General features: G+C 60.5%; 39 protein-coding genes and 1 tRNA gene. 16 read left to right on the plus strand and 24 right to left on the minus strand.

Going from position 1 to position 26336, the window contains the following annotated elements:
• Positions 1 to 7: 7 nt before the first annotated feature.
• From H0523_RS02155 to H0523_RS02170, 4 genes are all read right to left on the minus strand, one after another.
• Positions 8 to 2176: a phage terminase large subunit family protein gene (locus H0523_RS02155; protein WP_082404816.1), complete on the minus strand. Its 2169-nt coding sequence runs from the start codon at positions 2174 to 2176 to the stop codon at positions 8 to 10.
• Positions 2118 to 2723, minus strand: coding sequence for a hypothetical protein (locus H0523_RS02160; protein WP_054435143.1), 606 nt, complete (start codon positions 2721 to 2723; stop codon positions 2118 to 2120). The genes H0523_RS02155 and H0523_RS02160 overlap by 59 nt, the downstream gene beginning before the upstream one ends.
• 289 nt (positions 2724 to 3012) lie before the next feature.
• Entirely contained in the window at positions 3013 to 3210 is a 198-nt protein-coding gene (locus H0523_RS02165; protein ID WP_156350618.1) for a hypothetical protein, read from the minus strand.
• A 17-nt stretch (positions 3211 to 3227) separates the two neighbouring features.
• Entirely contained in the window at positions 3228 to 3917 is a 690-nt protein-coding gene (locus tag H0523_RS02170; RefSeq protein ID WP_054435138.1) for a hypothetical protein, read from the minus strand.
• Positions 3918 to 4005: 88 nt separating this feature from the next.
• Between H0523_RS02170 and H0523_RS02175 the strand changes: the two genes are divergently transcribed.
• The 3 genes from H0523_RS02175 (at position 4006) to H0523_RS02185 (ending at position 5721) form a co-directional block, all read left to right on the plus strand.
• Positions 4006 to 4290 (plus strand): hypothetical protein, encoded by a 285-nt coding sequence (locus H0523_RS02175; RefSeq protein WP_054435135.1) that lies wholly within the window; start codon positions 4006 to 4008, stop codon positions 4288 to 4290.
• A 132-nt stretch (positions 4291 to 4422) separates the two neighbouring features.
• Positions 4423 to 4722, plus strand: coding sequence for a hypothetical protein (locus H0523_RS02180; RefSeq protein WP_054435199.1), 300 nt, complete (start codon positions 4423 to 4425; stop codon positions 4720 to 4722).
• Positions 4723 to 5025: 303 nt separating this feature from the next.
• Entirely contained in the window at positions 5026 to 5721 is a 696-nt protein-coding gene (locus H0523_RS02185) for a hypothetical protein (RefSeq protein WP_156350616.1), read from the plus strand.
• A 721-nt stretch (positions 5722 to 6442) separates the two neighbouring features.
• Here H0523_RS02185 and H0523_RS02190 read toward each other — a convergent pair.
• The 10 genes from H0523_RS02190 to H0523_RS02235 form a co-directional block, all read right to left on the minus strand.
• Positions 6443 to 6516, minus strand: a tRNA-Gly gene (locus H0523_RS02190).
• Positions 6517 to 6571: 55 nt separating this feature from the next.
• Positions 6572 to 7627 (minus strand): RelA/SpoT domain-containing protein, encoded by a 1056-nt coding sequence (locus tag H0523_RS02195; protein WP_082404812.1) that lies wholly within the window; start codon positions 7625 to 7627, stop codon positions 6572 to 6574.
• 201 nt (positions 7628 to 7828) lie between these two features.
• The gene (locus H0523_RS02200; RefSeq protein ID WP_054435128.1) at positions 7829 to 8419 is read right to left on the minus strand and encodes a hypothetical protein; all 591 of its coding nucleotides are present in this window, start codon (positions 8417 to 8419) and stop codon (positions 7829 to 7831) included.
• Positions 8412 to 8789: a hypothetical protein gene (locus tag H0523_RS02205; protein WP_054435125.1), complete on the minus strand. Its 378-nt coding sequence runs from the start codon at positions 8787 to 8789 to the stop codon at positions 8412 to 8414. The genes H0523_RS02200 and H0523_RS02205 overlap by 8 nt, the downstream gene beginning before the upstream one ends.
• A 191-nt stretch (positions 8790 to 8980) precedes the next feature.
• Positions 8981 to 9211 carry a hypothetical protein gene (locus H0523_RS02210; protein WP_054435123.1) on the minus strand — a complete coding sequence of 77 codons (231 nt, stop codon included), beginning with the start codon at positions 9209 to 9211 and terminating at the stop codon, positions 8981 to 8983.
• Complete coding sequence (locus H0523_RS02215) at positions 9208 to 10986, minus strand: toprim domain-containing protein (protein WP_054435120.1); 1779 nt, start codon at positions 10984 to 10986, stop codon at positions 9208 to 9210. Before H0523_RS02215 ends, H0523_RS02210 begins: the two co-directional genes overlap by 4 nt.
• Positions 10983 to 12071, minus strand: a complete 1089-nt coding sequence (locus H0523_RS02220; protein ID WP_180180003.1) for a replication protein — start codon at positions 12069 to 12071, stop codon at positions 10983 to 10985. Before H0523_RS02220 ends, H0523_RS02215 begins: the two co-directional genes overlap by 4 nt.
• 8 nt (positions 12072 to 12079) lie before the next feature.
• Positions 12080 to 12421, minus strand: a complete 342-nt coding sequence (locus H0523_RS02225; RefSeq protein WP_156350614.1) for a hypothetical protein — start codon at positions 12419 to 12421, stop codon at positions 12080 to 12082.
• 100 nt (positions 12422 to 12521) lie between these two features.
• Positions 12522 to 12782 (minus strand): hypothetical protein, encoded by a 261-nt coding sequence (locus tag H0523_RS02230; RefSeq protein ID WP_054435113.1) that lies wholly within the window; start codon positions 12780 to 12782, stop codon positions 12522 to 12524.
• Positions 12779 to 12985: a hypothetical protein gene (locus H0523_RS02235; protein WP_156350612.1), complete on the minus strand. Its 207-nt coding sequence runs from the start codon at positions 12983 to 12985 to the stop codon at positions 12779 to 12781. Before H0523_RS02235 ends, H0523_RS02230 begins: the two co-directional genes overlap by 4 nt.
• Here H0523_RS02235 and H0523_RS02240 point away from each other — a divergent pair.
• Both H0523_RS02240 and H0523_RS02245 read left to right on the plus strand, forming a co-directional pair.
• Positions 12984 to 13634, plus strand: a complete 651-nt coding sequence (locus H0523_RS02240; RefSeq protein WP_082404808.1) for a DUF4145 domain-containing protein — start codon at positions 12984 to 12986, stop codon at positions 13632 to 13634. The two genes, H0523_RS02235 and H0523_RS02240, sit on opposite strands and share 2 nt — an antisense overlap.
• A gap of 173 nt (positions 13635 to 13807) precedes the next feature.
• Positions 13808 to 14014, plus strand: coding sequence for an ECs_2282 family putative zinc-binding protein (locus H0523_RS02245; protein WP_156350610.1), 207 nt, complete (start codon positions 13808 to 13810; stop codon positions 14012 to 14014).
• 73 nt (positions 14015 to 14087) lie between these two features.
• Here the strand turns inward: H0523_RS02245 and H0523_RS02250 are convergent, their stop codons facing one another.
• Complete coding sequence (locus H0523_RS02250) at positions 14088 to 14768, minus strand: KilA-N domain-containing protein (protein ID WP_054435104.1); 681 nt, start codon at positions 14766 to 14768, stop codon at positions 14088 to 14090.
• 299 nt (positions 14769 to 15067) lie between these two features.
• On the opposite strand from H0523_RS02250, the gene H0523_RS02255 reads away from it, so the two are divergent.
• The 11 genes from H0523_RS02255 to H0523_RS02305 all read left to right on the plus strand — a co-directional run bounded on the left by H0523_RS02255 (position 15068) and on the right by H0523_RS02305 (position 21621).
• Positions 15068 to 15475 carry a helix-turn-helix domain-containing protein gene (locus H0523_RS02255; protein ID WP_082404805.1) on the plus strand — a complete coding sequence of 136 codons (408 nt, stop codon included), beginning with the start codon at positions 15068 to 15070 and terminating at the stop codon, positions 15473 to 15475.
• 104 nt (positions 15476 to 15579) lie between these two features.
• Positions 15580 to 16302: a hypothetical protein gene (locus tag H0523_RS02260; RefSeq protein ID WP_156350608.1), complete on the plus strand. Its 723-nt coding sequence runs from the start codon at positions 15580 to 15582 to the stop codon at positions 16300 to 16302.
• Positions 16299 to 17144, plus strand: coding sequence for a hypothetical protein (locus H0523_RS02265; protein WP_156350606.1), 846 nt, complete (start codon positions 16299 to 16301; stop codon positions 17142 to 17144). The genes H0523_RS02260 and H0523_RS02265 overlap by 4 nt, the downstream gene beginning before the upstream one ends.
• A 602-nt stretch (positions 17145 to 17746) precedes the next feature.
• The gene (locus H0523_RS02270) at positions 17747 to 18010 is read left to right on the plus strand and encodes a hypothetical protein (RefSeq protein ID WP_156350604.1); all 264 of its coding nucleotides are present in this window, start codon (positions 17747 to 17749) and stop codon (positions 18008 to 18010) included.
• On the plus strand, positions 18007 to 18252 hold the full coding sequence (locus tag H0523_RS02275) for a hypothetical protein (protein ID WP_054435098.1): 246 nt from the start codon (positions 18007 to 18009) through the stop codon (positions 18250 to 18252). The genes H0523_RS02270 and H0523_RS02275 overlap by 4 nt, the downstream gene beginning before the upstream one ends.
• Complete coding sequence (locus H0523_RS02280) at positions 18249 to 18458, plus strand: hypothetical protein (RefSeq protein ID WP_054435096.1); 210 nt, start codon at positions 18249 to 18251, stop codon at positions 18456 to 18458. The genes H0523_RS02275 and H0523_RS02280 overlap by 4 nt, the downstream gene beginning before the upstream one ends.
• Positions 18455 to 19264 carry a hypothetical protein gene (locus H0523_RS02285; protein WP_054435093.1) on the plus strand — a complete coding sequence of 270 codons (810 nt, stop codon included), beginning with the start codon at positions 18455 to 18457 and terminating at the stop codon, positions 19262 to 19264. The genes H0523_RS02280 and H0523_RS02285 overlap by 4 nt, the downstream gene beginning before the upstream one ends.
• A complete protein-coding gene (locus H0523_RS02290) occupies positions 19257 to 19535 on the plus strand; it encodes a hypothetical protein (protein WP_054435090.1) in 279 nt (92 codons plus the stop codon). The genes H0523_RS02285 and H0523_RS02290 overlap by 8 nt, the downstream gene beginning before the upstream one ends.
• Positions 19532 to 19915, plus strand: coding sequence for a hypothetical protein (locus H0523_RS02295; RefSeq protein ID WP_054435087.1), 384 nt, complete (start codon positions 19532 to 19534; stop codon positions 19913 to 19915). The genes H0523_RS02290 and H0523_RS02295 overlap by 4 nt, the downstream gene beginning before the upstream one ends.
• 202 nt (positions 19916 to 20117) lie before the next feature.
• Positions 20118 to 21203 carry a tyrosine-type recombinase/integrase gene (locus tag H0523_RS02300; protein ID WP_054435085.1) on the plus strand — a complete coding sequence of 362 codons (1086 nt, stop codon included), beginning with the start codon at positions 20118 to 20120 and terminating at the stop codon, positions 21201 to 21203.
• Positions 21204 to 21402: 199 nt separating this feature from the next.
• Entirely contained in the window at positions 21403 to 21621 is a 219-nt protein-coding gene (locus H0523_RS02305) for a hypothetical protein (protein WP_054435083.1), read from the plus strand.
• On the opposite strand, the gene H0523_RS32480 is transcribed toward H0523_RS02305, so the two are convergent.
• From H0523_RS32480 to H0523_RS02345, 9 genes are read right to left on the minus strand one after another with little or no spacing between them, the layout of a single operon-like run.
• Complete coding sequence (locus H0523_RS32480; RefSeq protein WP_476760516.1) at positions 21618 to 21776, minus strand: hypothetical protein; 159 nt, start codon at positions 21774 to 21776, stop codon at positions 21618 to 21620. The genes H0523_RS02305 and H0523_RS32480 overlap by 4 nt on opposite strands.
• Positions 21718 to 22119, minus strand: a complete 402-nt coding sequence (locus tag H0523_RS02310; RefSeq protein WP_054435079.1) for a hypothetical protein — start codon at positions 22117 to 22119, stop codon at positions 21718 to 21720. The genes H0523_RS32480 and H0523_RS02310 overlap by 59 nt, the downstream gene beginning before the upstream one ends.
• Positions 22116 to 22607: a hypothetical protein gene (locus H0523_RS02315; protein WP_054461362.1), complete on the minus strand. Its 492-nt coding sequence runs from the start codon at positions 22605 to 22607 to the stop codon at positions 22116 to 22118. The genes H0523_RS02310 and H0523_RS02315 overlap by 4 nt, the downstream gene beginning before the upstream one ends.
• On the minus strand, positions 22607 to 22906 hold the full coding sequence (locus tag H0523_RS02320; RefSeq protein WP_054461361.1) for a phage holin family protein: 300 nt from the start codon (positions 22904 to 22906) through the stop codon (positions 22607 to 22609). Before H0523_RS02320 ends, H0523_RS02315 begins: the two co-directional genes overlap by 1 nt.
• A 1-nt stretch (position 22907) precedes the next feature.
• Positions 22908 to 23252 carry a putative holin gene (locus H0523_RS02325; protein ID WP_054461359.1) on the minus strand — a complete coding sequence of 115 codons (345 nt, stop codon included), beginning with the start codon at positions 23250 to 23252 and terminating at the stop codon, positions 22908 to 22910.
• 54 nt (positions 23253 to 23306) lie between these two features.
• Positions 23307 to 23501 (minus strand): hypothetical protein, encoded by a 195-nt coding sequence (locus H0523_RS02330; RefSeq protein WP_156351049.1) that lies wholly within the window; start codon positions 23499 to 23501, stop codon positions 23307 to 23309.
• Between the two features lie 15 nt (positions 23502 to 23516).
• Positions 23517 to 24464 carry a gp53-like domain-containing protein gene (locus tag H0523_RS02335; RefSeq protein WP_180180004.1) on the minus strand — a complete coding sequence of 316 codons (948 nt, stop codon included), beginning with the start codon at positions 24462 to 24464 and terminating at the stop codon, positions 23517 to 23519.
• Positions 24451 to 25128: a DUF2612 domain-containing protein gene (locus tag H0523_RS02340; RefSeq protein ID WP_054435336.1), complete on the minus strand. Its 678-nt coding sequence runs from the start codon at positions 25126 to 25128 to the stop codon at positions 24451 to 24453. The genes H0523_RS02335 and H0523_RS02340 overlap by 14 nt, the downstream gene beginning before the upstream one ends.
• The gene (locus H0523_RS02345) at positions 25125 to 26333 is read right to left on the minus strand and encodes a baseplate J/gp47 family protein (protein ID WP_180180005.1); all 1209 of its coding nucleotides are present in this window, start codon (positions 26331 to 26333) and stop codon (positions 25125 to 25127) included. The genes H0523_RS02340 and H0523_RS02345 overlap by 4 nt, the downstream gene beginning before the upstream one ends.
• Between the last annotated feature and the right edge of the window lie 3 nt (positions 26334 to 26336).

A 26336-nucleotide genomic window follows, 5' to 3' on the forward strand; every position in this document is an offset into this window, starting at 1 on the left:
TACCTCGTTATGCAAGTTTGCTCACCCGCGAGCGCCCGGAGCCTGCCGACTTGACCCGTACCGTAGGACCGCTATGGCCCGAGCCATTCGCGGGCGTCGGCGCGACCGACACCTCGCCGTCCGGCAAGGGCGGCGCCCCGTGTAGAACTTCCGCCAGATCCTCGACGGTTCGATTTAGCTTGAGGCCGAAGTGGATCAATGCGCAGAGCGCGGCATATGCATAAACGCGACAGTCCAACGCCTCGTTGGCTCGACCCGACGGCAGTTCCCAAACGCGGAACTTATGCCCGCTCGCTTCCTTGACCACGATCCGCTCGGATGTGAGCTGCGCGTAGTAGTTCAGATCGCGGTCCGCCGGGAAGTGCATGAATCCAGGCCCTGGGGTGTCCTTGTTCAACCGGTTCCGAATCGTGTCTTTCGCCGTGTTGACGCCGATGATGGTTGGGCGATACGTGGCCTTGTTTCGTCGGCTGGGCACCTTCGTGGGCCAAACCGGCGAGCGCTGCCCGTTCCGGGCGGATTCCCCCTTGATGGCGTAAATCCGTCTCCCCAATCGGGCCTTGGCGAATTCATACACGCGCTGCGTGTTGTGGCCACCGGAGTCGATACATGCTGCCGAAACGTTGTATGGCCGACCATCGTGGCGATACCACGTCTTCAACAGGTAGGCGTCGACGCGTGCCCACAGTTCAGGCGTTTCCGGGTCGCCCTCGAATACCTCATAGTCGATAGACCAGCTTTCCTCATCCCGGCCCCAGCCAACCGTCTCGCACTCGACACGGTCGGGCTGGACGTCCAGTCCGGCGGTCATAATCCCAACACCAAAGGGCACTTGCGCGGCCCACAGTTCGCCGCGAGCGGCCAGCGTCTCCAGATCGAGATCCTTGCCGCTGTGCGCACGGTAGGGCAGCCCCATCTGCGTGTTCCACCAAGCCTGCTTCAGATCCTCGTCATCCTTAGCTGCAAGCCACTTTGCCGCAATGTCCGCCGGCTTATCCTTGGTCCAAGGGGAATACAGCTTGCCGGCCTGGAAACCGGCATGCTGGTTATCAACGGCCCAGGTCCCGCACTCCGGGCACTTCACCCTGTACACAGCATGGCGATCGCTGGCCCACCAATCCCACACCGCATCCACCGCGGCGATGCCGCCACTGCCAGGATCGGCGGCTTCAGCATCGCGCCAGGCTCGGTCGTAAATTTCGAGCGGGACATGACGGTGACCGCAGCAGCTGAATGGCCGCGTCTGGTGCCACCGGACAGTCTGCAAAGTCCGCAGCCGATCGCCTTCCGACCAGCCCATTCCGCACGCCTCACAGAAAATTCGCGCTGTCTTGGGGAAATGTTCCTGGACGACGCCCTTTTCGTCCTTGCGCTTCTTCCAGTCGACGTGTCGGAAAAAGTCCAAGAACTGGCGATGCCCGCAGCCGGGGCAGCACACCGAGGCGCGCCGCTGGTCCGACGCCAAATAGCTTTTCTCGATGCGGCTTTCGTCCTGCACAGTCGGCGAGCAAGCCCGCACCGACAACCAGTTGGCGCCAAAGCTCGCGGTACGCTCTTCCGCCAAGGAAATCGGGTCCCCCTCTCGGGTGACCGGGTACTTGTCCACTTCGTCAGCGAGAATCACCCGCACCGGACGGCGAGCCAGGTTGTCGGGGCTGCCGGCGCCTGCCAGCGCCAAGAACCCGCCCGGGAAGGACTTGAATAGCAGCGTCTCGTCGGCGGTCCGCGTCTTGCTGGACCCGACCAGTTCGCGCAGCACGGGCGTCACCCGTACCATCGGATTGATCCGCTCTTTGCTGAACTGCTCCGCAGCATCTTCTTTCGGCTGCAACAGCAGCATCGGGCATGGATCCAGGTGCGCGAAGTACCCGAAGATGTTCTCCAGCAGCGCTGTCTTCAGCATCTGCGTACTGACCATGGCCGTGATGACATGCACGCCGGGTTCGGTGGGCGCGAGCATCGGACCTCGCGCGACCTCTACCGTGCTGGTCGACCAGTTCCCCGAGGTACTGCCAGCCTCTTTCGCCAGCTTTCGATAGCGGTCTGCCCAGTCCGGCACGCTGATCCGCGGTGGCGGCGTCCAGCCTTGGCGAGCAGCCCGCAGCAAGGCGGCCCGCTTATCCTGTGCTGAAGTCGGCGGCGGGTTCGCCAAGTTGTGAGATTTGTTTGTGGACATGCGCAGTCAAAGCCTCGGTGACCCGGTCGGCCTCTTCCAGCCCTAGTTCGGCGGCCAGCAGCGGACCAATCTTCGCGGGCCAGTTCAGCCACGCATCGCGCTGCCCCCGAGAGGCTTCGAAAAGTACGGCCTGGGCCACGGCAAGCTCCACCAGCGCCCCGGATTTCTGTTCGTATTCCAGCTGCCGCAGTAGCGCCAGCCAGTTCTCCTTTCGTCGCAGGGCTTCGGCGTAGTCGACCCCCTCACCCTCGCTCAACATCCGGGCGGCTTCGGCCTCCAGCGAATTGCTGTCGTCAGCCGTTCCGTCGGCCCCCACCTCGGGTTCGCTCGGCCGTCGATTCGCCGACGGCCGCGCCGGCTTCGCGGCGGCCTTCGAAGCCGTCGCATTGGCCTGGCGCCATGGAGAGCCGATCAGAGCCGGATCAAGGGTTCCATCCTTCTTCGCTTTCAGGCGCCCCTGCGTGATCGCTCGCCGCACCAGTGTGTCGGAACAGCCTTCCCGTCGGGCGAACTCCCGGATCGACAGACCCTTTTCCGCTTTTGCCACGGTGCGAACACCTCCTGTTGATCTGTTCGCGCCCCAATTTCAGACGCAATTTCTACGGCCAAACTCACCGCAAGCCCGCATGGTTATTGCGTCTCGGCCGCCTGCGCGAACAGGACGGCGCGAACAAAATGCGAACACCAGTGCAAACAGGTGTTCGCACTCCGAAAATGCGCCACAGCCGCATAGATACGCGCTCCAGGCCTGTTTTATGCTGTGGTGCGAACAGGGTGCGAACACCTTTAACACCCCAGCGCTGGGCACAAAACGCAGCGCGCAATGCCCGCGGTGCTTACCCCTCCAGAGGGGACCCGTCGGGGTTGAAGCGGGCGGCGTATCCGAGGATCGCCGTCACGACGCCGTCCACCTGCTCCGCAAGCGGGAGTGCCCGGGCCTCGCTGTCCTGCACGAATGCGTCGCGATCGGCGCGCACGTCCAGCTCCCAAGCATTCACGGCAGCGCGCAACTGGGCGGTCGTGATCGAGGTCATACCTTCCATGTGGTTTCTCACTTCGCAGTTTTCAGAGCCTGCGCCAAAGCGGCGTCGAAGTCCCCAGGGAAATGCCGCTCGACCACTTCGCGCGCGGTCGTGCCGAAGTTCAGCTGCTTCTTGATGGGCAAGGCGTCGCCGAACCGGATCAGGAGCTTCAAACGGCCGCCGCGGTTCTGCTGGCTTGCCAGCTGACCGGTCGTCACCGCCTGGCGCCGCCCACCTGCCTTCACGCCACGCGCCCGCTTGGGCGCAACGCGCTGCCATACCCCATTCACGGCCTGGCCGTTGCGCGTGCGTATCGAGCCTACATAGACGTCCGGCCTTGCCTTCAGGCGCCCCATAGCGGCGCGAGGCAGGTTGCCGTAGCTATTCAGCTTCACTCCTTTGGGATTCAGCAGCGCCCGGCTGTTCAGCTTGTGGACGCCGCCGGTCTCGTAGGGCAGCAGGTAGGCGGCCGCGATCTTCTTGATGTAGACCACTGCCACCGGTGACGACTTGCGAGCCTTGCTGACCCCGACCGACTTCTGCGTGAATGGCGTCGGGTTGTCGAAGGTCGACTTGATGTTGGCCTGCTCGGCGGCCTGGACGCGAGCCGCGGTCGCGTTGATGGCCTGCGCCATCGCAAACGGCAGCTGCTTGGTCGTGAATGCATCCATGCGCCGCAGGACGTCTTTCAGGTTGGACGTGATCTTTATCTCGAGCATCTCTCACCTCACCCACACCCATCACTTACAAGTCTGTAAGAATTCTTTGCTACGGTTGCCTAGCGTCCCCACTTCTTGGAGAGCCAATATGGGTGAATACGAGATCGCGCATATCAATCAACAGGGACAAGACATGATCATTGTTCCGCTTGACCCAGCCTTCGGCACTAAGCCGCCAAGCATCCAACAAGACATCATCGAGCAACTTCAGCTTTGCGCTCAGTCAGCAGGATTAGCCGGCACAGTCGTCCCGGTTTGGCGATACGGAAATGGATTCAAGTTCATTGCCCCCACGCCATGGAAGGCCTTCTTCCAGAGCCTGCACTGGAACGACATCATCCGTAACCTCAACAAGACCCTGACTTGTCACTGAGGGACTGTGCCCTCGTCGCATCATTCGCTGCAGATTGGCCCAGTTGTCTCGAGCGACACGGTCACCATCAAGAACTGGGGCGACCAGTGGTTGTACATGAGCTTTCACTTTCACCTCACTTTGGAATTTCGCATGGCACATTTCATCGTCACTTTCAGATTCAAGAACGACTCGACCTATCAAGATCGCTACGACTCTTTCGTCGACAAGGTCAAGGAAATTGCGGAGCTCTCGCCCTGGGATGAAACCTCTTCTTTCTTCGCATTCCAAGCCGACGACAATGCCGTCGGCCTGTGCACCACTCTATATGTGGAAACGAAGTTTGACTCCACTAAAGACCGTATGGTGGTAATTGATATAGATCGGAGAGAAAAAGCTACCAAGGGGAATTTTGACTATCTCCCCCTACTCAACTACGGTCTTGGCTTCTGAGCAAGGAGCGACGCGACGCGGCCTTGATTATTTTTTCGGTCTACGTAAAAAGGTGCCGGGTGCCCCCCCCCAACTGCACACCGCCCGGCGCGATGATCCCTATCCCGCGCGCCATGCCCAGCGCGCGGACCCTTGATAGCGAAAGGGCGGATTTTTTGGTTATTGCGAACGACAACAATGGATGTGTCGCCAGATAGTAAGACCTTTGCACATTCTCGGTAGCGACCGGATGTCAAGGTTGTTTATCGCCAAGTTAAGCGCTTGGGCATAAACTGCCGACTTCCAACTCTATCGGACGAATACATGCCGGCCCCGAATCCCGAGAAAGTCCTGATAAAAGCGTTTGGCGATGATATCGACGACGCATTACAGCGCTACTGTGTCGCGGACCAGCCGCCCGCGATTCGACGAGCCGCACTCGACCATATCTACTCTAGAAAATTGGTCCAGGTGGGTCGCCTGCGTTTCGCGTTTCACGCGGATCCTTCAACTTGCCCTTTTCGTGAACACGATTTCCGTCGTGCACGCGCATTGTTGGTAATGCGGTCCGACACAGCTGGTCGATTCGAAGAGCAGGCCCTTCAGGGGAATGTGGCCTTCTACGGCGAATACGATGCGGCCAGGCACTATGGCAAGCCCCTCACGGCCGGCATGCTCCTAGATTGGACGCGCTACGCACAAGACGCTTTCCTAAAACTCAGCGAGCGAGTCGGGGTACGAGACTACCAAATCCGCTACCGCAACCGAGAGAGCCAAGATGGGCGGCCAGCCCACACGGGCGTTACTGCAAGCGCAGCCCTGTCTAACCCTGACGAACTTGTCCATCTTGTCCGCGCCTACGCTCCCGCGAGTGCGGACCTTGATGCGCTAGCAACAGAGTTTTCGAGCGGTATCAAGGCGGATTCTGTAGATGCTGAGCTGGTGATACTTGGTCGTGACGGGAAAGACGTCGTCATCGCCAACATCGGCGATGGCGCGCGCCTATTTGGAAATCGCTAAACTCCAATTGAGGCCGCACACATGAACGCAGGCTAGTTCGGATGGCGCGGTAGGAATCGAACCTGCGACAACCGGGGTATGAACCCGACGCTCTGCCACTGAGCTACACCGCGAAAAGAAAACCCCGCCGGCATTCCCGGCGGGCTTGAATTTATGCATGTGAATTGACTACTCGCTTACAAAGTCATTAGTAGCCAAACGCTTGGATCCGAAGCGAATCTCGTAACCCGCACCTTTCTCTGGCAATAGCTCACGAGCCTGCGCCTCGGTGGGAAAGAATCCAGCAAGATCCCAAGGGGAGTTCCGAAGCACCGCCCACCCCTTCACCCATCCGGGGTTGTCTTCGTCAAGCTCATAGTCCATTTTGGCCTCCAGTGTTAAGGGAGTCCAAATAGTAGCCCTGCGAGCCTAGTCTCTGACCAGCGCAACATCAACCTTCGCGCCAGGCTCAGCACGATAAGCCAGTTCAAATCCCGACACTTGCTCGAAATCCTCGGCCACCGAAACCGAAATCACCCGGTCGTAGCTCGAATCACTGAGGTATCCGCCAATCGGCTCGCTATGCACCCTCCGGCGCTTCCCGCCGAGCCCTATGGCGTCAACATGTACGTACAAAGGAAGTTTCCGACCCACCAGGGCCGAGCAGCTTTTTAAGGCGTAGCGTAACGCGGTGCGCAGCCTGATGTGTGTCGCTCATCGGGGACCCTATGGGGGGAAGGGATGGAGCGGGCTGCGGGGATCGAACCCGCGTTGGCGGCTTGGAAGGCCGCAGCCTGACCACTCGGCCAAGCCCGCCAATGAAAAAGCCCTAGCGCGTGGCTAGGGCTGATGGGGTATGAGGACGGTCGGCTTAGGCGATCAACGCAGGCCGAATCATCTCGACGAAATCCACAGCATCACGGAAGTAGTTTCTGAAGGCATCAGCTACAGCTCGTGGGGAAGACGCACTGACATACACGATATCGTCTTCGGGATTAGCGCCTTCCATCGAATCTCGAAAGGAAATCGCATCCTTAGGATTGGTAAATCCAGTCGCAACCAACTCTCCATCGTGGAATCGAAGAACCACATGTTTTTGCTGAGGTATGTCGATTTGACTTCGGCGCGCCGCGTCAAGCGTGCGAATGACGTTCAGTTCATCTTCAAGCTCTCGCATCTCTCGGCGCAAGTCTGCATCTGAAAGTTGCGAGGCACACCCATTCATACCCTCGCGATCTCTTGCGATGAACTCACTTGCGAGTACAAAAAGTCGTTCCCTTTTTGGATTTGCACCTTCGTCAAACTTGATTCTTGCTCCGTCTAGCAAATCGCTAATCTCAACAGCTGTGGCCCATGCGTGCTGCGCCTTCGTCCTGTATTGGATCTCGACTTTCAGGCCGTTATAGACGCTACCACTGGAGCCCTCGGGCACGTTGTACTGGAACACATCGTGGATGCCCCGGTATCCCGTTCGCTTAGGACTGGCGAGGTAGTCAAACTTGTCGTTATCTACACGCTTATGCTTTGCGCGTGTCTGGTGGAACCTAGCGCGAAATTGCCGTAGATGGTCGATATCATCGAAGATCAATCTGCAGCCGGCAAGGTCGTGCATTGTTGAAAGATCCCTGGCCCGCCCGGAACTAAGCTTGTCGAGAATTGTATTCAGTCGCTTTAGCCGTTGAGCAAAGACGACGTTGAACCTATCCTCGGTCTTGATATAGCGCCTCAACGTGTTTTGAAACGTGGTCAGCACAAAGGCATGCGAATTTCGCCAGTTCCGTACTATTTCTTTATCTTCGGGCGTTCCGCCCCTCAACGCCACGTTATCCCCCGCGCGCCTCACCGCGCTTTTGGAGTGTTTGCTAGGATCCCCATACGAATACGGCATCTTCGGCCTCTCGCGAGTGCGATAGTTCACATTGGCCATTTGTAACAGATTTCCAAGCTGGATGTGCGCCGATATAGGAGTCGACCGTGTCACCGTCGATCAGATGCAACATACTCCGCAGGACAGGGTGAGCAGAAATGCAAAAACCCGCCGGCTTTCGCGGGGCGGGTTTCATTGGGCGGACTTCTGAGGAAATCCGTTATCGCTGATTATGGCGGTCGTTTTCGCACAAGTCAACGATCAAGGAATGAAGCCGCCGTCCTGTAGCAGTTTTTCAGCCGCGGCATGGGCGGCCTGCTCGACTCCATAGATCGGCTCGGCACCCTTCTTTTCGCGCGTACCGCGCAGCCAGTCTCCCGCCCTGGCGCTGGCGCGCTCGACGCTGCGCACCTTGCACCCGTACTCGTCGGCCAGATATTGCAGCGTCCGAGTGTTTCCGGTGTCGTAGTGACGCCGCACCAGGGCCAGCAGAAGCTCGCTATGCGCGGTCCGCATTGAGAGATAGGCACCCAGCGCCACCGAGACACGATGCAGCGCCCCCGACCATTCGGGGTGTTCCCCCTCGCTGCCGCAGCATTTGCAGTGTGTCTTGCGCTGGCCGTAGCGGGCGTACAGCACCGCCAAGTGCAGCGGCTCCAATCCGCGCTCCAGGAACTGCCTGAGCTTGGCAATCTCGGCCGCGCCGTCGATACCCGCCAGCGGACCAGGCTCGCCCAGCCGGGCGTCAGCGGCGCGCGCCATGGCCGGCCGGTTGGTGGTGTGCCGCTCGTCGCTGAAAGCGTAGGCCAGGGCTACCGCAAGGCGGGGGAAAGGTGTCGTCCGTTCAGTCATGCCGCCCCCGGCCCACGTGGTCCGGATACGCCGGCGCCGGCTCGCCGCTGCCGCTCACGATGCGCAGCCAGGCGTTCAGCTGGGCCTGATCCTCCAGGCGGTGCTTGGGCTGCGCCGCCCAATCCACAAGCCACTCGCCGCGGGCGGACTCGCTCATCCGCATCAGGTGCTTGGCGAGGATCTTGTCCAGAATCGGACGATCAGCCAGGGCAATCCAGCCACCTTGGCACCGCCAGCACTGGCACCCGTATGCAGCGGGACGAGCGCCGTCAATCGTGCGCGGGCGTTCGAAATGCGTGATTGCCTGGGCGACAGCGGGCTGCTGGTGGGCCAATTCGATCCAGGCTTCTTCGATTTGTTGATCGAGCATGATCTATCCTTCAAACGATTCCAGGGTTGTAGGGAGGGACGCGCAGCAGCCGCGCCACAAGCTCAACCGCGGAACCGTCCAGGACGGCCCCCTCGGTAAAGCGCAACACCTTCCAAGCCCGCGAGGGTGGCGGCGTTGTACTTCGGTAGGCCTTTCACCACTTCGGCAAAGGCCTGAAAAATGCTTCGAACTTACGCGCCGTTCTGTTCTCGTCGGATCTGCGCCCGCGCGACCATGATTTGGTCTAGCCGTTCTGCCTCAGCATCGACTTCTTGCTCGGTGCCCACGAAAATCGGCACCCAGTCATTCGGCGCCGAATTCGCAAGGAAATGGCGGCGCCAGCCGTCGATCGAGCGTTTCAGCTCCTGAACGTGGAACGTGTTGGCCTCATGGGACCATTCCAGCACCCATAGGTCTTTCATCGTGCCTCCTGGCTGAACTTGAGGTATTGGTATGAGCGGCGGGCATCATCCAGCGTGTACTGGCCCGTGCTGCGGTTGAAGTACAGGCTGATCTTGCGGCGGCCGACATCATCCCGATCCTTGAGCACTTCCAGCCGCGCATCGGGCGTATCGGTGTCTTCGCCGGGAGGCTTCTGGGCGGACCAGACCGAGAACACGTTATCGGCGCCGTTCGTGATGTGGCCACTGCCGGCGACGTCCAGCTTGCCCGGCGCCTTGGTTTCGTCGCTCGCCTTGCGCGGGTGAGCGACGAGGTGGACGTGGCTCTGGGTGGCGTGTGCGAAGGACACGATCTTGCGCATCGCCGTCTTCTGCGCCGTCATGGAGCCCGGGCCGTCCTCAGGTACGTCGAGCATCATCAGGCTGTCGATGACGAAGTGGCCGCAGCCGTAGCGACTCGCGGCGTAGGCAAAAACCTCCAGCAGCCGGTCCAGGCCGGCGATGCCGACCACGTTGAAGATCCACATGCGGCCCTGCAACCAGTTCTGGACGGCACTCAGGTACGCCGGTGTGGGCCGGTCGATGCCCGTGATCTGCTTGGCCAGGCGCTTGAGCTGCTGAGCCGGCGTCAGCTCGCCCGAAAACATGCACACCGGGACGTCGCCCTGCATCACGGGAATCAGGGCCTGGCTGAGCATCAGGCTCTTGCCGTGGCCGTTGATGCCGGTCCACACGCTGACGCGCGCCGGCAGCCATTCCCACCAGTCCATGGCCCGGCCACAGAATGAAAGCTGGGGGTAAGCCGGCGCGTCGTGAGCTGGCCAGAACATCGCCTGCGTGGCAGGCATGAAGTCGGCCAGTTGCTGGAGTTCATCCGGGTCCAGCCCTCGCGCCTGCTTGATGCAATGTTCGAAGTCTTCGCCGCTGGCCTTGTACTCGGTCAGGTACTCATTGGCGTCCTTGGCCTTGCCGAAGGTGGCGATGCGACAGCGCTCCAGACCCAGTCTCATGGCCACCTCACGCGCGCCCTTGTGCCCAGCCTCGTCGTTGTCGTAGCACAGCACGATGTCGCTAAACTGCTGCAGGCGCTCCCAGTCGTTTTCGATCCACTGGTGATTGCCCGCTCCCGCGTTGACCGACAGAGACGGAATGCCGACCTGGTGACCTGTCATGGCGTCGATCTCGCCTTCGAAGATCGCGACCATTCGCGCGTTCAGGTCAATCAGGTGCCAGCCAAACAGGCAGGGCTCGGCGCCGCCGGCCTGCAGCATGTCCTTCTTCTCGTCCGGGTTGCGGGATTTCGTGTTGACCAGCTCGCCGTCGCGCAGGTACGGAAAAATCGCGTAGACCTTGTCGCGCCGCTCCTGTTCGCCGATCCGGAATGCGGTGATGGTTTCCTCGGTCAAGCCGCGGCCCATCAGCCATTCGCGCACGCGCGCCTTCGGCGTCCGACATTGGGGCTTGGCCGGAAGCTTGTACGGCTCGCGCTTGGGCGGTTTCAGCGGAACGTCGTCGCGCACGCCCAGGTATTGCTTGGCTTCCCGCATTGCCTCGGGCAGGTCACAACGCCGCACCGCCATCCACAGGTCCAACAGATCGCCGCCGATGCCTGCCGAGAAATCGGACCAGACTCCCGCCTTTGCACCGCTGATGCTAACGGACAGCGAATCGCCAGCATCTCCCGACACGTTGCCGATCTTCCATTCCCGTCCGTGCTTCTTGCCGCCGGGCAACAGGTACGCGGCGACGGTTGCGGCCGAGTCCGCCAGCCGGCGGGACAGTTCCTGCGCGTTCATTCGGACGCCCCCCGTGCAGCAGCCTGGCTGGCCTTCCAAGCGGGCCAATCCTGCTCAGTGCGCACCCGCTGCCGGTTTTCCCACATCCAGCGGTTGCCCTCGGTGCAGCCGGCATTCTCCGCTTCCCACTGGTTGGAAAACCCGACCACGGCGTACCACGGCTTAACCCCACCAGGTGCGTTTGCGGCCGTGTCAGACGTCGACGGCAACCATTCGCGCCAGTGTTCACCAGGGCCGTAGAACGTGCTGGCCATGAGCACGAATTGAGTGCCGGTCTTGTTCCCGGTATCGCAAAACTTGGCATAGCCGCGAGTTGCCTCGACCAGTTCCTGCGCCGTAGCGTCGCCGGCACGAACCCGAGCCTTCCATGCCGTCCATGCCGCTTTACGCGGGTTTCCACCTTCGCGCTTGGGGTAGGCTGACCACGCCGTCATGAACTCCGGCGAAGGCTCATCTGCCCCACCGCTTTGACGTGCCGGCACGGCTTGATCACACGTGCCATCCGACAGGATGGTACGAGAGTGTTTTCTTTCTTTTGTTTTATATCCTTTTGTGGTGACCAAATCGGTCACCCCTAAAAAACCAATTTGGTCACTGTGACCGATTTGGTCACCCCCGTGACTGTTTTGGTCACCCCCAGTGACCGATTTGGTCACCCCGCTAGTAGTGACCGATTCGGTCACTGGGGTGACTGTTTTGGTCACTGTATTGGGGGTGACTGATTCAGTCACTCCGGTGACCATTTTGGTCACCCCTGATAAGGCAGCGAGTTGCCATTGGCCATATCGCTTGTTGACGCCCAAGCGGTAGCCATGGACGCCGGTGTCGCGGCGCAATACGCCGGCGGCGCACAGTTCGCGGACGGTCTTTCCTACGTGGGTCTTTGCGATTCCAGTCATCTGTTCCAACTGAGTAAGGCCGATCTCGTCGCTCTTCTTTCCGTAGCCATAGGTCTTGCGCACCACGGCCATCACGACGGCCCACTGGCGCGCTGAGAAGCCGGCACGGCACATTGCCTCCAGCAACTCATTTGCGAGGCGTGTGTGGCCCTCTTCGACCTGCGGCGATGCGTTGTCGTGTGTCAATGCGCGCCTCAGAACGGCAGCCCGTCGTCCGGAACCCACACCACGCGAAAACGCCCCGCCGTGGGCGGCAGCGCTCGCAGGGCCAATTCGGCTGCGTCGCGTACTCGTTCGGCCGGCAGTTCCGCATACTCCGGCCCATCGCCGATCGCCTGGCGGATCGGACCATCACGAAGCGAGATATCGAACAGCGCGCCCAGCGACACGTCCACGCCCTGCCGTGTCGTGCCGTCGCAACGGCTGGACACGATGCGCGGCGGCTGGTCGTGCTGTGCCTGGATCAACGTCACTTCATGCTCTTTGCCCTGCGCGTCCGTGTAGCGCAGCAGCGGGACAATCATGCGGGGGGTCATAGAACCTCCATCGCTCCACTGGGGAAGGCACGGCGGCAGGATGGGTGGAGGAGTCCATCTTTTCGGGAGCTACCCTAGCCGTGTGCACACCGTTATCCGCCTACGACCTGAACCGGTGGCGGCGTTGAAGGGCGGCCCGGATGCGCTCTTCGCGCTCCAGACCCAGATCGAAGTCGGCGATCCACTTGCGCAGCCCGCGGCGGTGCCACAGCAGCCATAGACCAACGACAATGCCAACCATGAGCGCCACAAGCCACGTCGACGCGGCGATCCAAAGAAGGATCAATAAAACAGGACTTACGTCATGAATGGCCGGATGGGATGTGACCAAGGCTAGAGACATCTCGTTGAAATGGCTCATCGGCTGCCCTCCTCGATATTTGAAAGGCGCATGCGAATCTCAGCCATACACAGACGCGCAATCAGGGCAGCAACAAATGCGTCTTGGCCCTGACCCGATATCCGATAGCGTTCAAACAACAGCGGTGCAGCGGCCCCGCGTGAGGCAGTTAGAATCTGCACGATTGCCAAATCTTGGACCACGATATCCTTGGAGTTATTCATGGCCGCCACCCTGTCCTTTGATTGCCCACACTGCTTCACTGTGAAATCCGGCTTTACTTTGGTCGGGGAGATTGCGCTGCCACAATCCCTGTACCGATTTCACGCGTTCTTCATGTGCAACAACTGCCATCTGCCGGTAATCGCGATGCTCGAGTCCAACAAAGGCACACCACCACACAAACTGCATGGCGACCTCAGATTGATGTCCGAAGCCACAGGAGTGAGACTGAAGCGGGTAATTCCTGAATCGGAGACTTCTGAAGCCCCGCCCCACTGCCCGGAATCCGTAGCTCGCGCATTTGTTCAAGCCAGCAATGCCATCAAACGGAGCGATTGGGATGCCGCCGGAGCAATGACTAGACGGGCGCTCGAGCTCACTACGAAAGACTTGGCGCCACAGCATGCGGGCAAGAATTTGGCAGCACGTATTGACGCGCTCGCGGCGGAAGGACTGCTTACGCCCAACCTGAAGGACTGGGCGCATAGCCTCCGCTTCCTGGGTAACGACGCCGTACACGAAGTCGACGGCATTCCCGAAGAAGAGGCCGTCCAAGGTTATGAATTGGCTCGATTCACTCTGACGTACGTCTATACCCTGCCGACGCAAGTTGCCACAGCGCGCGAAATGCGAGCCGAACGACACGGCTAAGCCCAGATTGACCATTGCAATAGTCACGCATCCCCCGAGCCGATCCAGACGGCACCAGGCGCCGGAGGCGTCCGGGTGTCGCCGGGAATGTGGCGGTAAGAAATGAGGCGGCCAACCCCAGCCGGATATGATTGGCGTTCCTCAACATCCATCAATTCCGAAAGGGGCTGACCATGAGCGACACGATTACCCTGTCCTGCGCGAAGTGTGGAAGCAAGGAATTCGACTACCCGGGCGGTGTCCAGGCAAATCTCAAGACCACCGACACCATCATCTGCAAGGGATGCGGAGCTGCCGGCACGTATGGCTCCGCTATCGAGAGCGCAAAGAAGCAGATCGCTGACCAACTCAAGCGAAGCCTGGGGAAATTCTTCAAGTAGACGGCGCATCAAAGTGCCCAGGGCTTGGTCAGCCTGGGCACTGTCAAAGCGCAGCACAAGGGTGGTGTCGGCGTTAGGCATGGGCCGCCTCACGGGCACGATAAGACCCGAGCACCAGCGGCCCGAGGTCGAGTTTGGATTGGGAGGGATGGCCGGTGATGGCGATGCGGTTGGATTCGAGCTGGCGCCATTGCGCCCCCGAGTCCGTACCGGCCAGGATTGCACCGCCGAAGCCGCCGGCCTGGGCGATGTGACCCAGCAGCATCGCCTTGAACGACTCGACGCCGGCGAAGTGGGCCAGCGCCCGGTAGATCACCGGCAACGACAGGCCATGCTTGACCATGATCTGGATCGCCAGCAGGTACAGTGGCTCGCGGTCGGCGACCGTGCTTAGGGCGTTGGGGTCGGGCTGGGCACTCCCTCCGCGCGCGATGGCGTCGATCTTCAGGTCACACCACACGGCGAAGTCATCCGACAGCCAGCGGGCAAATGGCACGGCCAGCTTCGGGTGCAGCCACGTTCCGGCCTGGCCGCGCACCTTGGATGTGCGGATCAGTTTGATGTCGGGAAATCCGACCTCAAAGCCGAGGGCCTTACCAAGCGCCGCCATGTAGCTTTTGGTGCCGGGCAGCGCGAGCCAGTGCGCGGGCTTCTTGCCGTGCCGCTTTGCCGGGCCGGTGGCGTTGAACCAGCCATCGCCCATGAATTGCACGGGCAGGCCCTCGTACTGTTCGATGATTAGGGCGTTAGGCATGGGCTGGCGCTCCCCCGGCATCGCAAGGTCTGGCCTCCAGCATGGACAGCAGCGCCACGCCCGTCGCGTATGAGGGCATCCATGGCCTATCGCTCGGCTTAGCGGCATCCGATATGCATGCGCGAGATACGCCAAGTTTTCGGGCGATCTCAGCTTGCCGAACTCCTGCGGCGAGGATTGCAAGCAGTACGGGGCGCATGTCGCGCTCCGGAGTCAAATTTCTTTCCATGCGTAATGTTAGACGCACCTTGCACTAGAATGCAAGCCTCATCTTACATTTGTTAGGATAAATTGACACCATGACCAATCTTCCTGATCGCATTAACCTCCTGCTCTCCGAGAATCACTGGAGCGCCGCTGAGCTAGCCAGACAGGCTGGCGTGAGTCGGGCGGCCGTCTCAGATTGGCGGAATGGGAGCGTCAAGACATTGACAGCGGAAGTCGCGTCCAGATTGGCTGCTGCTTGCAACGTGGACGCGATATGGGTGGCCACCGGCCGTGGCGAGCCGCGGCAAGGGGATCTAACCCAAAAAGATCCGGGTACTCAGTCGCCTGCGGAGTGGCCGTTTTTGGCGATAGACCCTGCGCGGTATAGCCAACTGCCAGATGCCGTAAAAAGAATGATTGAAGGGCGTGCCCTCGCATTGATTGATGAGTGGGAGGCATCGTCGCGCGTGGATACGACTAGAAATCCAAAAGCGGCTTGATCAGACATTTTTTTGCCAGCGCCTAACTCGACGGGGCGAAAAGCCGGAACGTCCACCGGCCTGGTGCTGGCTCCTATTCCTTGGGCGGCGCCGGACGAGTGCTAATGAGTGGATACGACACAAAGAGCTGCAATGCCCTGGAAAAGCCTTACTACCGGCCAATAGAAGCAGCGTTACGCTGGTGCGGATTGATCGAGCAAGAAGCGCTCATCCTGACCACCGTAGGCAATGACCTTGTTCCCGGTCCGGCCATGTTCCCTCGATGGCCCTGCCTGCGTGCAAACGCAGAGCGGATACTGGAGGCCACTTTGAATAACGAGCTTCCTTATGGACGCGATGGAAGAACCGTTAGCGCGGGCGATCAAGTGGCTAAGCATCGCATCACGATCCGACACTCGGACTTGAAATCCTGGATGGAGAGCTTCTATCCGGGCCAGAAGCCCGCGTTCCTCTTTGATGAAATCGAGCGCACGACTCATACGGCTATCAACGCGGACAGCTTTCGGGCGCTACAGGTGGAGCGCGACGCGCTGAAAGCACGGATTGAAAAAGCTGAAACAGCCTGGAAGGAACAGGCCGCACCTGCAATCAAGGAGTTGGAGGCCTTGAAAAAGAACGCCTCGCAATTGGCGACGACCGAGCGCAATACGCTACTCATTATCATCGCGTCACTCTGCAAGTATTCTGAAATCGACCTTAACGAACGCAGCGCGACCACCAATGTCGCGCAACGGACACACGATATCGGAACGCCAGTTTCGGATGACACTGTGCGAAAGGTCTTAAGTCAGATCCCAGATGCCTTGGCAACCAGGAAGAAAGCATGAGCAAGCTGTTTACCTTGAAGCAATGGGTGACGCTGGCCGATGCTGCTAAGTACCTTTCCGTCTCTTTTGGTGAGCACGTCACTGAGGCCGATGTAATTCAATTGGCGCTAGACAGTCATCTACGACTATCTCTCCGCCTGTTAGCAAGCCACGTCTATGCGCTCCGGTGGTACAAAAAATTGGAAAGCCAAATCGAGTACGAGGAAGTCGCATACCCCTTGAATGAAGGGGTGAACACGGGACTGCCGACCTTCACGAGGCGAGAACCAGTTGGGGGAAAGGTAATGCACCTACCGGAATTTTGCGAAAAGGGGGAAGTGCTGCAATTGGGAACGTGTGCGATTGGGTATCCACGAGACCAACCGGGGCGTGAGATCGTGGACCTGCCCATTACTCGCGATTCGCGGGCGTTTCTACTGCAGTGTTTAGATGAATTGAGCGGACTTGCAGAACCTGCTCAGTACGATATAGACAGACTGCTCATCCAAGAGGAAAGCGGCGATCTTTGGCAGATTGAATCGTATGGTGATTGCCTGTCGATGGATATCGAGATTGTCGTACGGACCAGAGCATTGCGTTGCCTAGAGCAAGCATTAGCACCCCCTCCCACGACGAACGAAGCCCCCCTGTCCTCACGCGAAAAAAACAACCTCCTAAAGATCATTGCCGGGATAACCGCCGCGAACTATAAGTCCTACACCGGAGAAAAAGGAACGTCGACGGTGTCCGAATTGCTGCGAGACTTTCAAACCATAGGCATAGATGATGTAAAAGAGGACACAATACGCAAGCGGCTACAGGAAGCGGCCGAGCATCTTCCAAAAAAGCCTGAAAAATCATAGAGCAGCACCCGAATTAGGTTTTGCCAAACCCGAATTAGGCCCAGACCGCTCCCCTCATCGCCAGACTGCACCTGTAGACACTTCACAGGAGCACAGCAGCGATGCAAGCCGCCATTCTCAAATCGGGTCGTACCGCACCCTCTGCCGAGCCAGGACACACCTTAACCCCCGCATTGCCCGCCGCTGGCTATTTGCGACTGCCTGTCGCGTCGGCGGTCTGCGGTGTCGCCGCCAAGTCCACCATTTGCGCCTGGGCCGCCCAGGGCCGTTCCCCCAAGCCCGTCAAGCTATCACCGCGTACAGCGCCTGGCCTATGGCCGCGTGCGCGCATGGCTGGCTGATCCTGTTGCATGGCAGGCCGCCAACAAGGTTGGACGCCAAACCCTGATCTAAACACAACCCGCAGGCGCGGCACAACTGACACCCAAATCGTAAGACGTAATTGACTACTTAAGAATCGAAACGTAAGATACGTCTAACTTTTTGCCAGTACGAGACGTCCCAAAAAGTTTGGCCCCGACCTGGATTGCAGCCAGGAAGGGGCCGTGTGAGCAAACGGCGACACAGTCGCCACCGAAAACCTAAGGCACAGGAGTCACGCCATGCCCCAGAAGACTAGCTCGATGCTCTCGAGCAATAGTAGCGCACCCGCACATGTGATACCAACAGGAGAATGCCCGCCCGTCGCCGAGGGCTTGAACACCATCGCCATCAAAGCGCAGTCTCTCCACGCGCTTCTCCAATTCATGGGTCTCGAACGCCAGAGCTTTCAAACCCTGAGCGATTCGCTGCAAGACGCCTACGTCCACCAAGCCAAAGATCTCGCGCGCGAAATCGCTGCTCTCGCCGAAGGGGTGTCGCAATGACCCCCTCCTTTACCCCCGCCCAACAGTCGACCGCCGCAAATGCCGTTCTGAGCGACATCCGCGAAACTTCGCAGCGGTGCCGTGCGATGCTCGAGACCGTCACCGGCGACGGGTTCGCCTACTTTTCGCTGCTCGATGACGAATTGCAGGAGGCGTATCTCCATCAAGTTTTCATGCTCATGGTCGAAGTCAACCACATGGCCGGGACCACGCTGGCAGCGCAGGACGGAGGTGCTGAATGAGCGCCCCCAACGCAATCGCCCCCTTGCAGTCCGCGCGGCTTGGTCTGCTGCACGTACTCGCCATCCTGGATGCGGCCAACAACTTGCCCGTGAACGACATCGCCGACCTGGACATTCTCGTTGGTGCTGCACGCGATCTGTGCGGCCGGCACCTGGAAGAAGTCGACGGCGCCATCGACGCCCTGAAGGCTGGAGGTGCCGCATGAGCAAGCGCACCGATACCGTCCTGCATATCACCCCGGCCCAATACCGGGAATATGCGGAAATCGCCAAGGCCAACGGCATGGTGCTGCGCCTGTTTGAGCAGCCGGCTCGCATCATCGGATTGGTCGGTGGCCTCGACCCCGCTGCGATCGACGCAACATCCAGCAGCGAGATCGGATCGCTTGTCGAGGCCCCCTTCCTGCTTCTCTGCTCGAGCGTCAATGCTGGCGAGGTCCGTCGGCGCGGGCGAAATCGCTATGAGTGCGATCTGAGCAAGCTGACCGATGCCGAGATGTATCGCTTCTGGCTGTTCCACGAGATCGGACACAAGGCGAACAACTACAACACGCTGTCCTATCAGTTCAAGCATTTCGGGAAAGATCCGCTCTATGCCGATACGTTGCGCCGCATGGAATATGCCAACGAAGTGCTGGCGGATAGGTGGGCTTGGTCGCAGGTATGCGACCGGCCAATGCCCCTCACTGCGCGCGGCCAGGAGCACCAGGAGGCACTGGCGGCGGAACTCGCGTACCTGGACGGGATCACCGGAGGGCCGCGCAACCACGCCAACCCCTGGCCCCATGTACAGCCGGGCCGATATCACGCGGTGCCGCTCCGCATGCTCGCACGCAGCGACGCGGCTCTCTGGATCGGGCCTGATGTCTCGCCGGCAGTAACACGGCGGGCGCAGGAATACGAGGCAAAGGTTAAGCGGAACCCCGGACACTACCTGCCCGAATCCCTCCTTTTGAGAGACGGCGGCGGCGCAGTGCCTACCTTCGCCGCCCTGGAGGTGGACGATGAGTAAGGTCCGCACCCCGACCGAGCAATTGGCGGCGGCCGTGCGCGGCCGCGCGCTGTATACGCGCCTGTACGACAAGGCCACAGCAGAACTCTCCGAAGCCAAAGCGGAGGCAGCTGCCATGCGTGAACGCTGCGCCACACTGGCAAGCGCGCTCGAGATCACGACGCGCATTCTGGACGCTTCGGCGGACCCGCAACTGAAGGCCGGTGCCGCCGCGGCGCGAAGCCTGCTCGACACGGCTGGGCGTCCGCCTGCAACGGAGAGGACTACATGATCACAATCATCGAACTCCTCAACCAACGCCGGCGCCCCCTACTCATCCAGGAACTCGAGCGCCAGTGGCCAGGTTGCGGCGCCCACACGAAGCGCAACCAGCTCACGAAGCAGGACGATGTGGTCTGGAGCCTGTTGCTGCCTAAGCACGTAGACGCAGAAATTCGGGTCTACGTGCGCGGTTGGAATGCGGCCATGGACGACGCACGGCGAGTCGTGGCTGCTGCAAGCCCTCTGGAGGGCAGCGACGTCCCGGTCGCTGCGGCAAATAGCGGGCACGGCCCACGGACCGCCCGCCCACCTGGCCGGCGTGACCCGGTGGCCGCACGGGCAGCGAGAGCCGGTCTGGAAAGCCTCTTCAATAAGGCAGATGAGGCATGACCGAAGAAATCGCCATTTCCCTACGGGAGGCGGCGAAGCGGTTGGGACTGTCCTACCAAACCGTGTTCGCCCGCCGAAAACAGATCGGCTTCAGACTGCCGGGCGGTCGCGCCTGGCGCGTCTGGCCATCCCAACTTGCCCTGCTGGGGCAGAAAAGCAACAATGTGACCCGGCTATCGCTGCAGGTCGACGGAGATTCACCATGTCAATCCGCAGAGACAAAGCATCCGGGGTTTGGCAGATCGACATCTGCTCGCCAGGCATCCCGAGAATTAGATGCTCTTCTGGCACCACAGAAAAAAAGGCCGCGCAGGAATACCACGACCGACTGAAAGCTGAAGCATGGCGAAAGGTGAAGTTTGGGGAGGAACCGACCCACACTTTCGACGAAGCCGCGCTGCAGATGCTCCGGCTTTCGGAAGGTCAACGGGACTACGACACCAAGGTGCGCCACGTCAAATATTGGCGTGGCGCCCTGGGTGGCAGCACTGCAGTCAGTTCTTTAACAAGCGGGGCCATCCTACAAGCCCTGCCGACACACACGAGCCACGCTCACCGCAAGGCAAAACCTCTCACTGCGGCAGCAAAGAATCGCTATCTTGCCACCATCCAGCGCGTGTTGTCGCTGTGTGTCGAATGGGGCTGGCTCAACCGCGCCCCCAAGCTCCGCAAATTCGTCGAACCGGATGTACGCGTTCGCTGGGAGCCTCCGGCCGTGATCGTGCAGCTGATTCAAGCCATGTCCACGGACTGGATGCGCGAAGTCAGCCTATTTGCTGTGGCCACCGGGATGCGGGCAACAGAAGTGCTGTCCCTATCGTGGTCGCAGGTCGATATGGGCAAACGTCACGCCTGGATCACGCACGGCCGTGCCAAGAACAAGCGGGCGCGTGCCGTCCCGCTCAACTCCGACGCGATGGCTGTGCTGCAACGCCGGCACGGAACTCACCCCATCCTCGTCTTCAGCCGGCGCCCGCGGCCTGGACGTGAACCCGCCCAGATCAGCCAGATCGATTCGTCGATCCTGGCCAGCGCTTGCAAGCAGGTCGGAATCACCGGCTTTCGCTTCCATGACTTCCGACACACCTGGGCGTCGTGGCATGTGCAGGCTGGCACGCCGTTGATGGTCTTGAAAGAACTGGGGGGCTGGGAACGTATCGAGATGGTGCAGAAGTACGCCCACCTTGCCCCGACGCACCTCGCGCACCACGCCGAGAACGTCAAGATTACGTCAATGTCGGAGCTGGAAACGAAACAGCCGCCATTGCTGGCGGCTGTAAATACCTGATTTACCGGGTATTTTTTGGTAGGCCCCCCGAGAGTCGAACTCGGCACCAACGGATTATGAGTCTGCCGAGGAATCTAGGTTTTATGCGGGTTCCGGGCTGGTATCCATTCCGCAATCATAATGGCGTACCGCCGAAAAATCCCTTTAGAATCAAACACCGATTTTCCATTGCGGAACGGTTTTTTGGGGGGGAAGGCGTATGGACGACAACGGAATCCTGGAGCAGGTGCCCGGCCAGTACGTGGCCCAGGCCCAGCAAACCCTACCGCCGGCGGCCACCGCCGAGGACCGCGATTACCCGGTCGAGATCGACGCCGGGCACGCCGGCCGGGTGCGCGTCACCTTCCAGCGCCAGAAGACCAGGCGCGCCAAGACGACGCATTGGTTCTGGCGGGCGCAGCGCGCGGACGCGGTTTAGGGCTTCGGCCAGGCGTCAACCGTGGCCCGGTGGCGCGCCGCACATTGTCCGTACTGCACCGCCAGCGCCATGTAGCTGCGCGCGAAGTCGTCCCAGCTATCGCTGGTCACCTCGAGCACCCGAGGGCACGGCTGGGCCAGGTTGGCCGGCAGTATTGGCCAGGCGGCCGGCTTCGTTGATGTGCTGCAGCCGGCCAGCGTCAATACGGCAGCCAGCAGGCAAAGGGCTTTGGACTTCGACACGGGTGTACCTCTCGATGATCTTGGGCTCGGCGTCGCGCAGCGCAGCCACGTTCGCCTCGAAGCTCGTAGCGATACCAGCCAGGCGACCGGTCTGGGCCTTGAACTCGTTGAGCTCGGCCAGCGCGTGGTCGGCGTTGGCCTTGGCCACCCCATCGCTGTAGCGGCTGGCGCCGTACAGCACCACGCCCGCTCCCAGCACCAGCACCACCAGCGCGCCGCCGACCCAGGGCGCGGCCATGCGCCAAAACGGGTTCACGGCTGCACCTGTGCGGCCGCCTGGCGGTAGAGGTCCGGCCAGGTTTGCGGATGCGGCTTGCCGGGCCGCCAGGTGCGCAGGTACAGCTCCCAGCCGGCGCTGGCGTCGCCCACGGGCGGTAGCGCCTTGGGATCGGTCCACAGCAGCAGCCGCGCGACGCCGGCGGCCAGCACGTCGTCATACTCGAGCGCGGCATAGATGGCGTCAGGGTCGCAGGCCACGCTGCGGGCCTTACACAGCGCCGCCAGGCGGTCCTTGCTCGCCGCGTGCAGGAACACGCCCCACACGCCGCCGCGGCTTGCGCGCGTGCCCTTCTCGAACTGCCAGAATCCTCGCGCCGGGCCGACGATCTGGCGCCTGTGCACGAAGCGGCTTTCTTGCAGGCCGATGGCCAGCAGCATGACGCGCGCCGCCGGCGTGTCCATGCGCGCCGGCAGCAGCGCCAATGCGGGCGCGATCGCGCTCGTTATGATCGTCTTCAATTCCATCATTGCCTCACGTTCACGATGCACGCGACATTGCCTTGCGCGCGATAGACGAGGACCGCCAGCAGTAGCGCCCCCACGGCCTGCCACACAGTCACCTGTTCATGCTGTACAAGCACATCCAGCGCTTGCCCGCCGGTGCAGACGATCAGCAGGTAGGCCACCCACGACATACCGCGCCGGAACCGCGCGCCGTTGCGCCGGTAGAGAAGCAGGCGAACAGCCGAGGCAACATTCGCCACGACAAAAAGAAAGGCCACCAACAGGTGGTGGCCCGAATCGATCACTGCTGCGGCTTGCATATCAGCTCCCCTTCCTGAACACCGAGAAGTCCAACGCCTTGACCTTCTCGATCGCGGTCAGCGCCACGGTGACGACAAGCGCGGCGGCGGCAAACGCCGCAATCGCGGTTTCTTTGATCGGCGTCAGCCCCACCACATCGGGCGCCGCCAAGTAGCCGATCACGACCGAGATTGCCCAATAAGCCAGGCGCGACAGTGCGCCGCCCTCCTTGCGCGAAACCACGAACAGCGACGCGCCGGCGAAGGCTCCGATCAGCGCATTTCCATCGATTCCCGGCAACAGCCCCGCGAGCGTCACGCCCGCGGCAGCTACCGCCACTACCCCCGTGCTTGCCGGTTCTGCCATTTCCCCTCCAGTACAAAAAAGAAAGGCCCGCGATAGCGGGCCGATGATGAATCGTCAAGGAATCGGCACAGGATCGGGCGGGGGGGCCATGATCAAGACGCCTGCTGCCGTCACGCCAGCAATCTCTCCTCCGGTTTCGCACCAACCTTCGTAAACACCTTCAGCCAGCTTGACTGCATCGGTTGGCATGCCCTTCTCTCCGTGAACCCCCCGGGAAAAAAAGCCTTTTCTTTCCTCGCTGTAGTGCATATCCATATCCTTCCCCTATCGACCGATAACTCGATACCTAACCACAACATTCCAAGGAGTCGACGTGGACGAGTTCCCTCTCCTTAGTGTCACCCCGGTGGCGGTCAAAGTATCAGTCATCACAGAGCAGCTAACCTGCGTCGGAGCAGGCGTTTCCACGGATACAGCGATACTCAGCGCATTGGCCGCGAATGCCATGGGAAACGTGACAACGGCGTCTGACGTGCTGTTCGCTGGCAACGTGACGAGCGGAACAACTCCCCATTGTTCAATGATGCCGCTCGGCAGAACCTGATATCCATTGAACGTCGCCGAATAGTTGGTACCCTGAAACGCAGCGCGAAGCGACGCGGGGCTGAGCGTCGTGTCACTACTGGTGAGCCCCTGAGCCTCCGGCGTCGTAGCGCGCCGAGAGATCCCAGAAACCAATGTTGTTGCCGGAACCGCGGCAACGCCAGCGACGACGGATTGCACAAACGCTGTGGTCGCAAGCTTCGTCGAGTTGTCCGCTACGACAGGCGTTGGCGCGGTCGGTGTCCCAAGGAAGGCGGGGGAAGTCAGAGAGGCCAGAGCTTTCCAAGCCGCCGACACCCCCGCATTGGGATCAACTGCATTGTTGTCGGCTTGGCTAACCCAAACTGTCACCCCATCATTACCAAGAATCAACGCGCCCTTCGGATAGCCGCCGATAGCGGTTGCAAATGGCGCATCGTATGTATATCCCCCCCCCGCATTGGCCCACCGCTGACCTTCGCTAAGAAAGTTCAAGATGCCATTGAAATCGGCACCATATGGCGGCACGCCACCGGCGGCTAGAGGCGTCATCGTCAAAGGCGGAAATCCATCCGTAAACGATGCCGCCCCAGGCGTAATGCCGATTTGCGAATTCACCGGGATGGTGTTCTTGGTGCCACTTTCCGCAAAGGGAACTGGAGACTTGCTGGGTGCATTACTGGCTTGCATTTATAAGCCCCGAAGATGTGAAGAAAACGCCAGATCCGAATGGCTGCATAAGCCCTTCGTGGAAACCGAAAGTGGTGGAGCGATCGACCTGTAGAACATTTGCCAATACCGCCGCCGGTTTCGGAATAGCACCGGACTGAGTCAAGATGGCGATCTCGAAGGGCTCGAGCGCAAACTCAAACACGTACCGAAACTCCATGTTTCCGGTATCAGACACGTAACAGCGACCACGGCCTTCGAACAGGTTTGACAGCAAACGATTAAGGCTCGGTGAAGTGCAGTCGCTGATATTTGCGAGGGCCTTCACCAGAATCAAGCGTCGATATGCATCGTCAGCCAACCGATAGGTCTGGGTGGCCTGCTCGCCTGCGAAGAACGGAGCCTGGTTGAAGGGCTGCCAACTGATGGCCTCTTCGTAACCCAGATAGCTGGCATCGCCCGGAACGGTCAGCATTCTCCCGATATCGACAATCCTTCCCCAGATATCCAGCCCGAACCCCTGAGCCGTCTCCACATTCCAGACGAAGCTGTAGAACGCATCAAAATCGGCGTCCGGATTGATGTATTCGTCCATGTTGTTGATCAACTGGACGAGCGTCGGGCTGTTGGCGTACTGGCTGATGATGGTCCGCGCCACCAGACCAGGCTTCGGTTGCACGTTCATACCAAGGTCACCGAGATATCAGCAGCCGACACAGTCGGGCGCCGATTGATGGGCACGGTCAGGCTCGCCGCCGTCGGGGTGGCATCACCCAGCAACAATGAAAGGATTGACACCGAAGCGCCCAGCATCGACACGGGCGCGTAAAAGCGGCTTGCATAGATGGTTGAGCCTATGCGCGCGCGCTGACCTCCGTCGGAGCCGTTGAAAGCGTCGACGATGGCCTGCTTCGTCAATTCCACAATGTTCGATGGCAGCGAGGGATTGTTGGCCAACTGAACCGCAAATTCCACGGGCAGTGCGACGGGCGTTTCCCACTTCACGACGTAGGATGGGTACGGGTAGGCATAGCCGTCCCTGTCCTCAACCGTATAAGACGTGTTGCCGTTGTAGTCAGCCCCGTTGCTCTTCTTTCGCCAGATGGCCATGGCGATATCCGCCGCCTCGCCTCCTACGACGGCCACCCAGATGGAGTGCGGAACGAGCGAGACACCGCCGATGGTCTGGGCGATGGACAGGTTGTTTTCCGTCACGTAGACGTCAATCACCCCGTCCAGGTTTGCAACCGCAGCGTAGATGGACTGCAGCGAGCTACGGGCATTGATCGCCACCGACTGGCGGCGGCGCTCTTCGAACTCAGCGCGCGACTCGACATTGCTGCCCACGGTACCCGCGTCAGCGTTCAAGACCGAGTCCCACCCGGGGATGGCTTGGTAGATCTGGTTCAGCGTGCCCGCCGCGCAGCTGATCGGTCCGTTGACCGAGCAGGAGAACGGCAGATCAATGCTGCCCGAGGCTGGGATCGTGCCGGCCTGCGTGCACAGGTAGATATTTCCGTCGACCGCCTGCGCGCGCGCGCCCGCCGGGATCGTGACGCCCATCAGGCCCATGCAGGTGCCGATCACGGTGGTGGCCGTGCCGGGCTTGCGGTCCAGGAAATAAATGCGGCCGATGGCGTCCTGCATCCGCCCAGCGGCAAAGGCCGGGTCCACCTGGTTCACGTACGAGGCGAACTCGCTGTTCTTGTCGCCTATGATGGCCGTGGTGGTGCTGGCCAGCTGGCCCTGGGGCGTCTCCAGATTCTTGTTCAGGCCGCCGCCGAAGGCGCTATCCATGTCCGCCAGCACGCCATCCAGGATCTCGGATTCTTGAGGCAATACGAGGCCTTCCGGCGTGAATTTCACGCGCGGTACTTGGGAGGTAGCCATGGG

The sequence above is a fragment of the Achromobacter insuavis genome (assembly GCF_902859645.1).
Classification (GTDB): Bacteria; Pseudomonadota; Gammaproteobacteria; order Burkholderiales; family Burkholderiaceae_B; genus Achromobacter; species Achromobacter insuavis.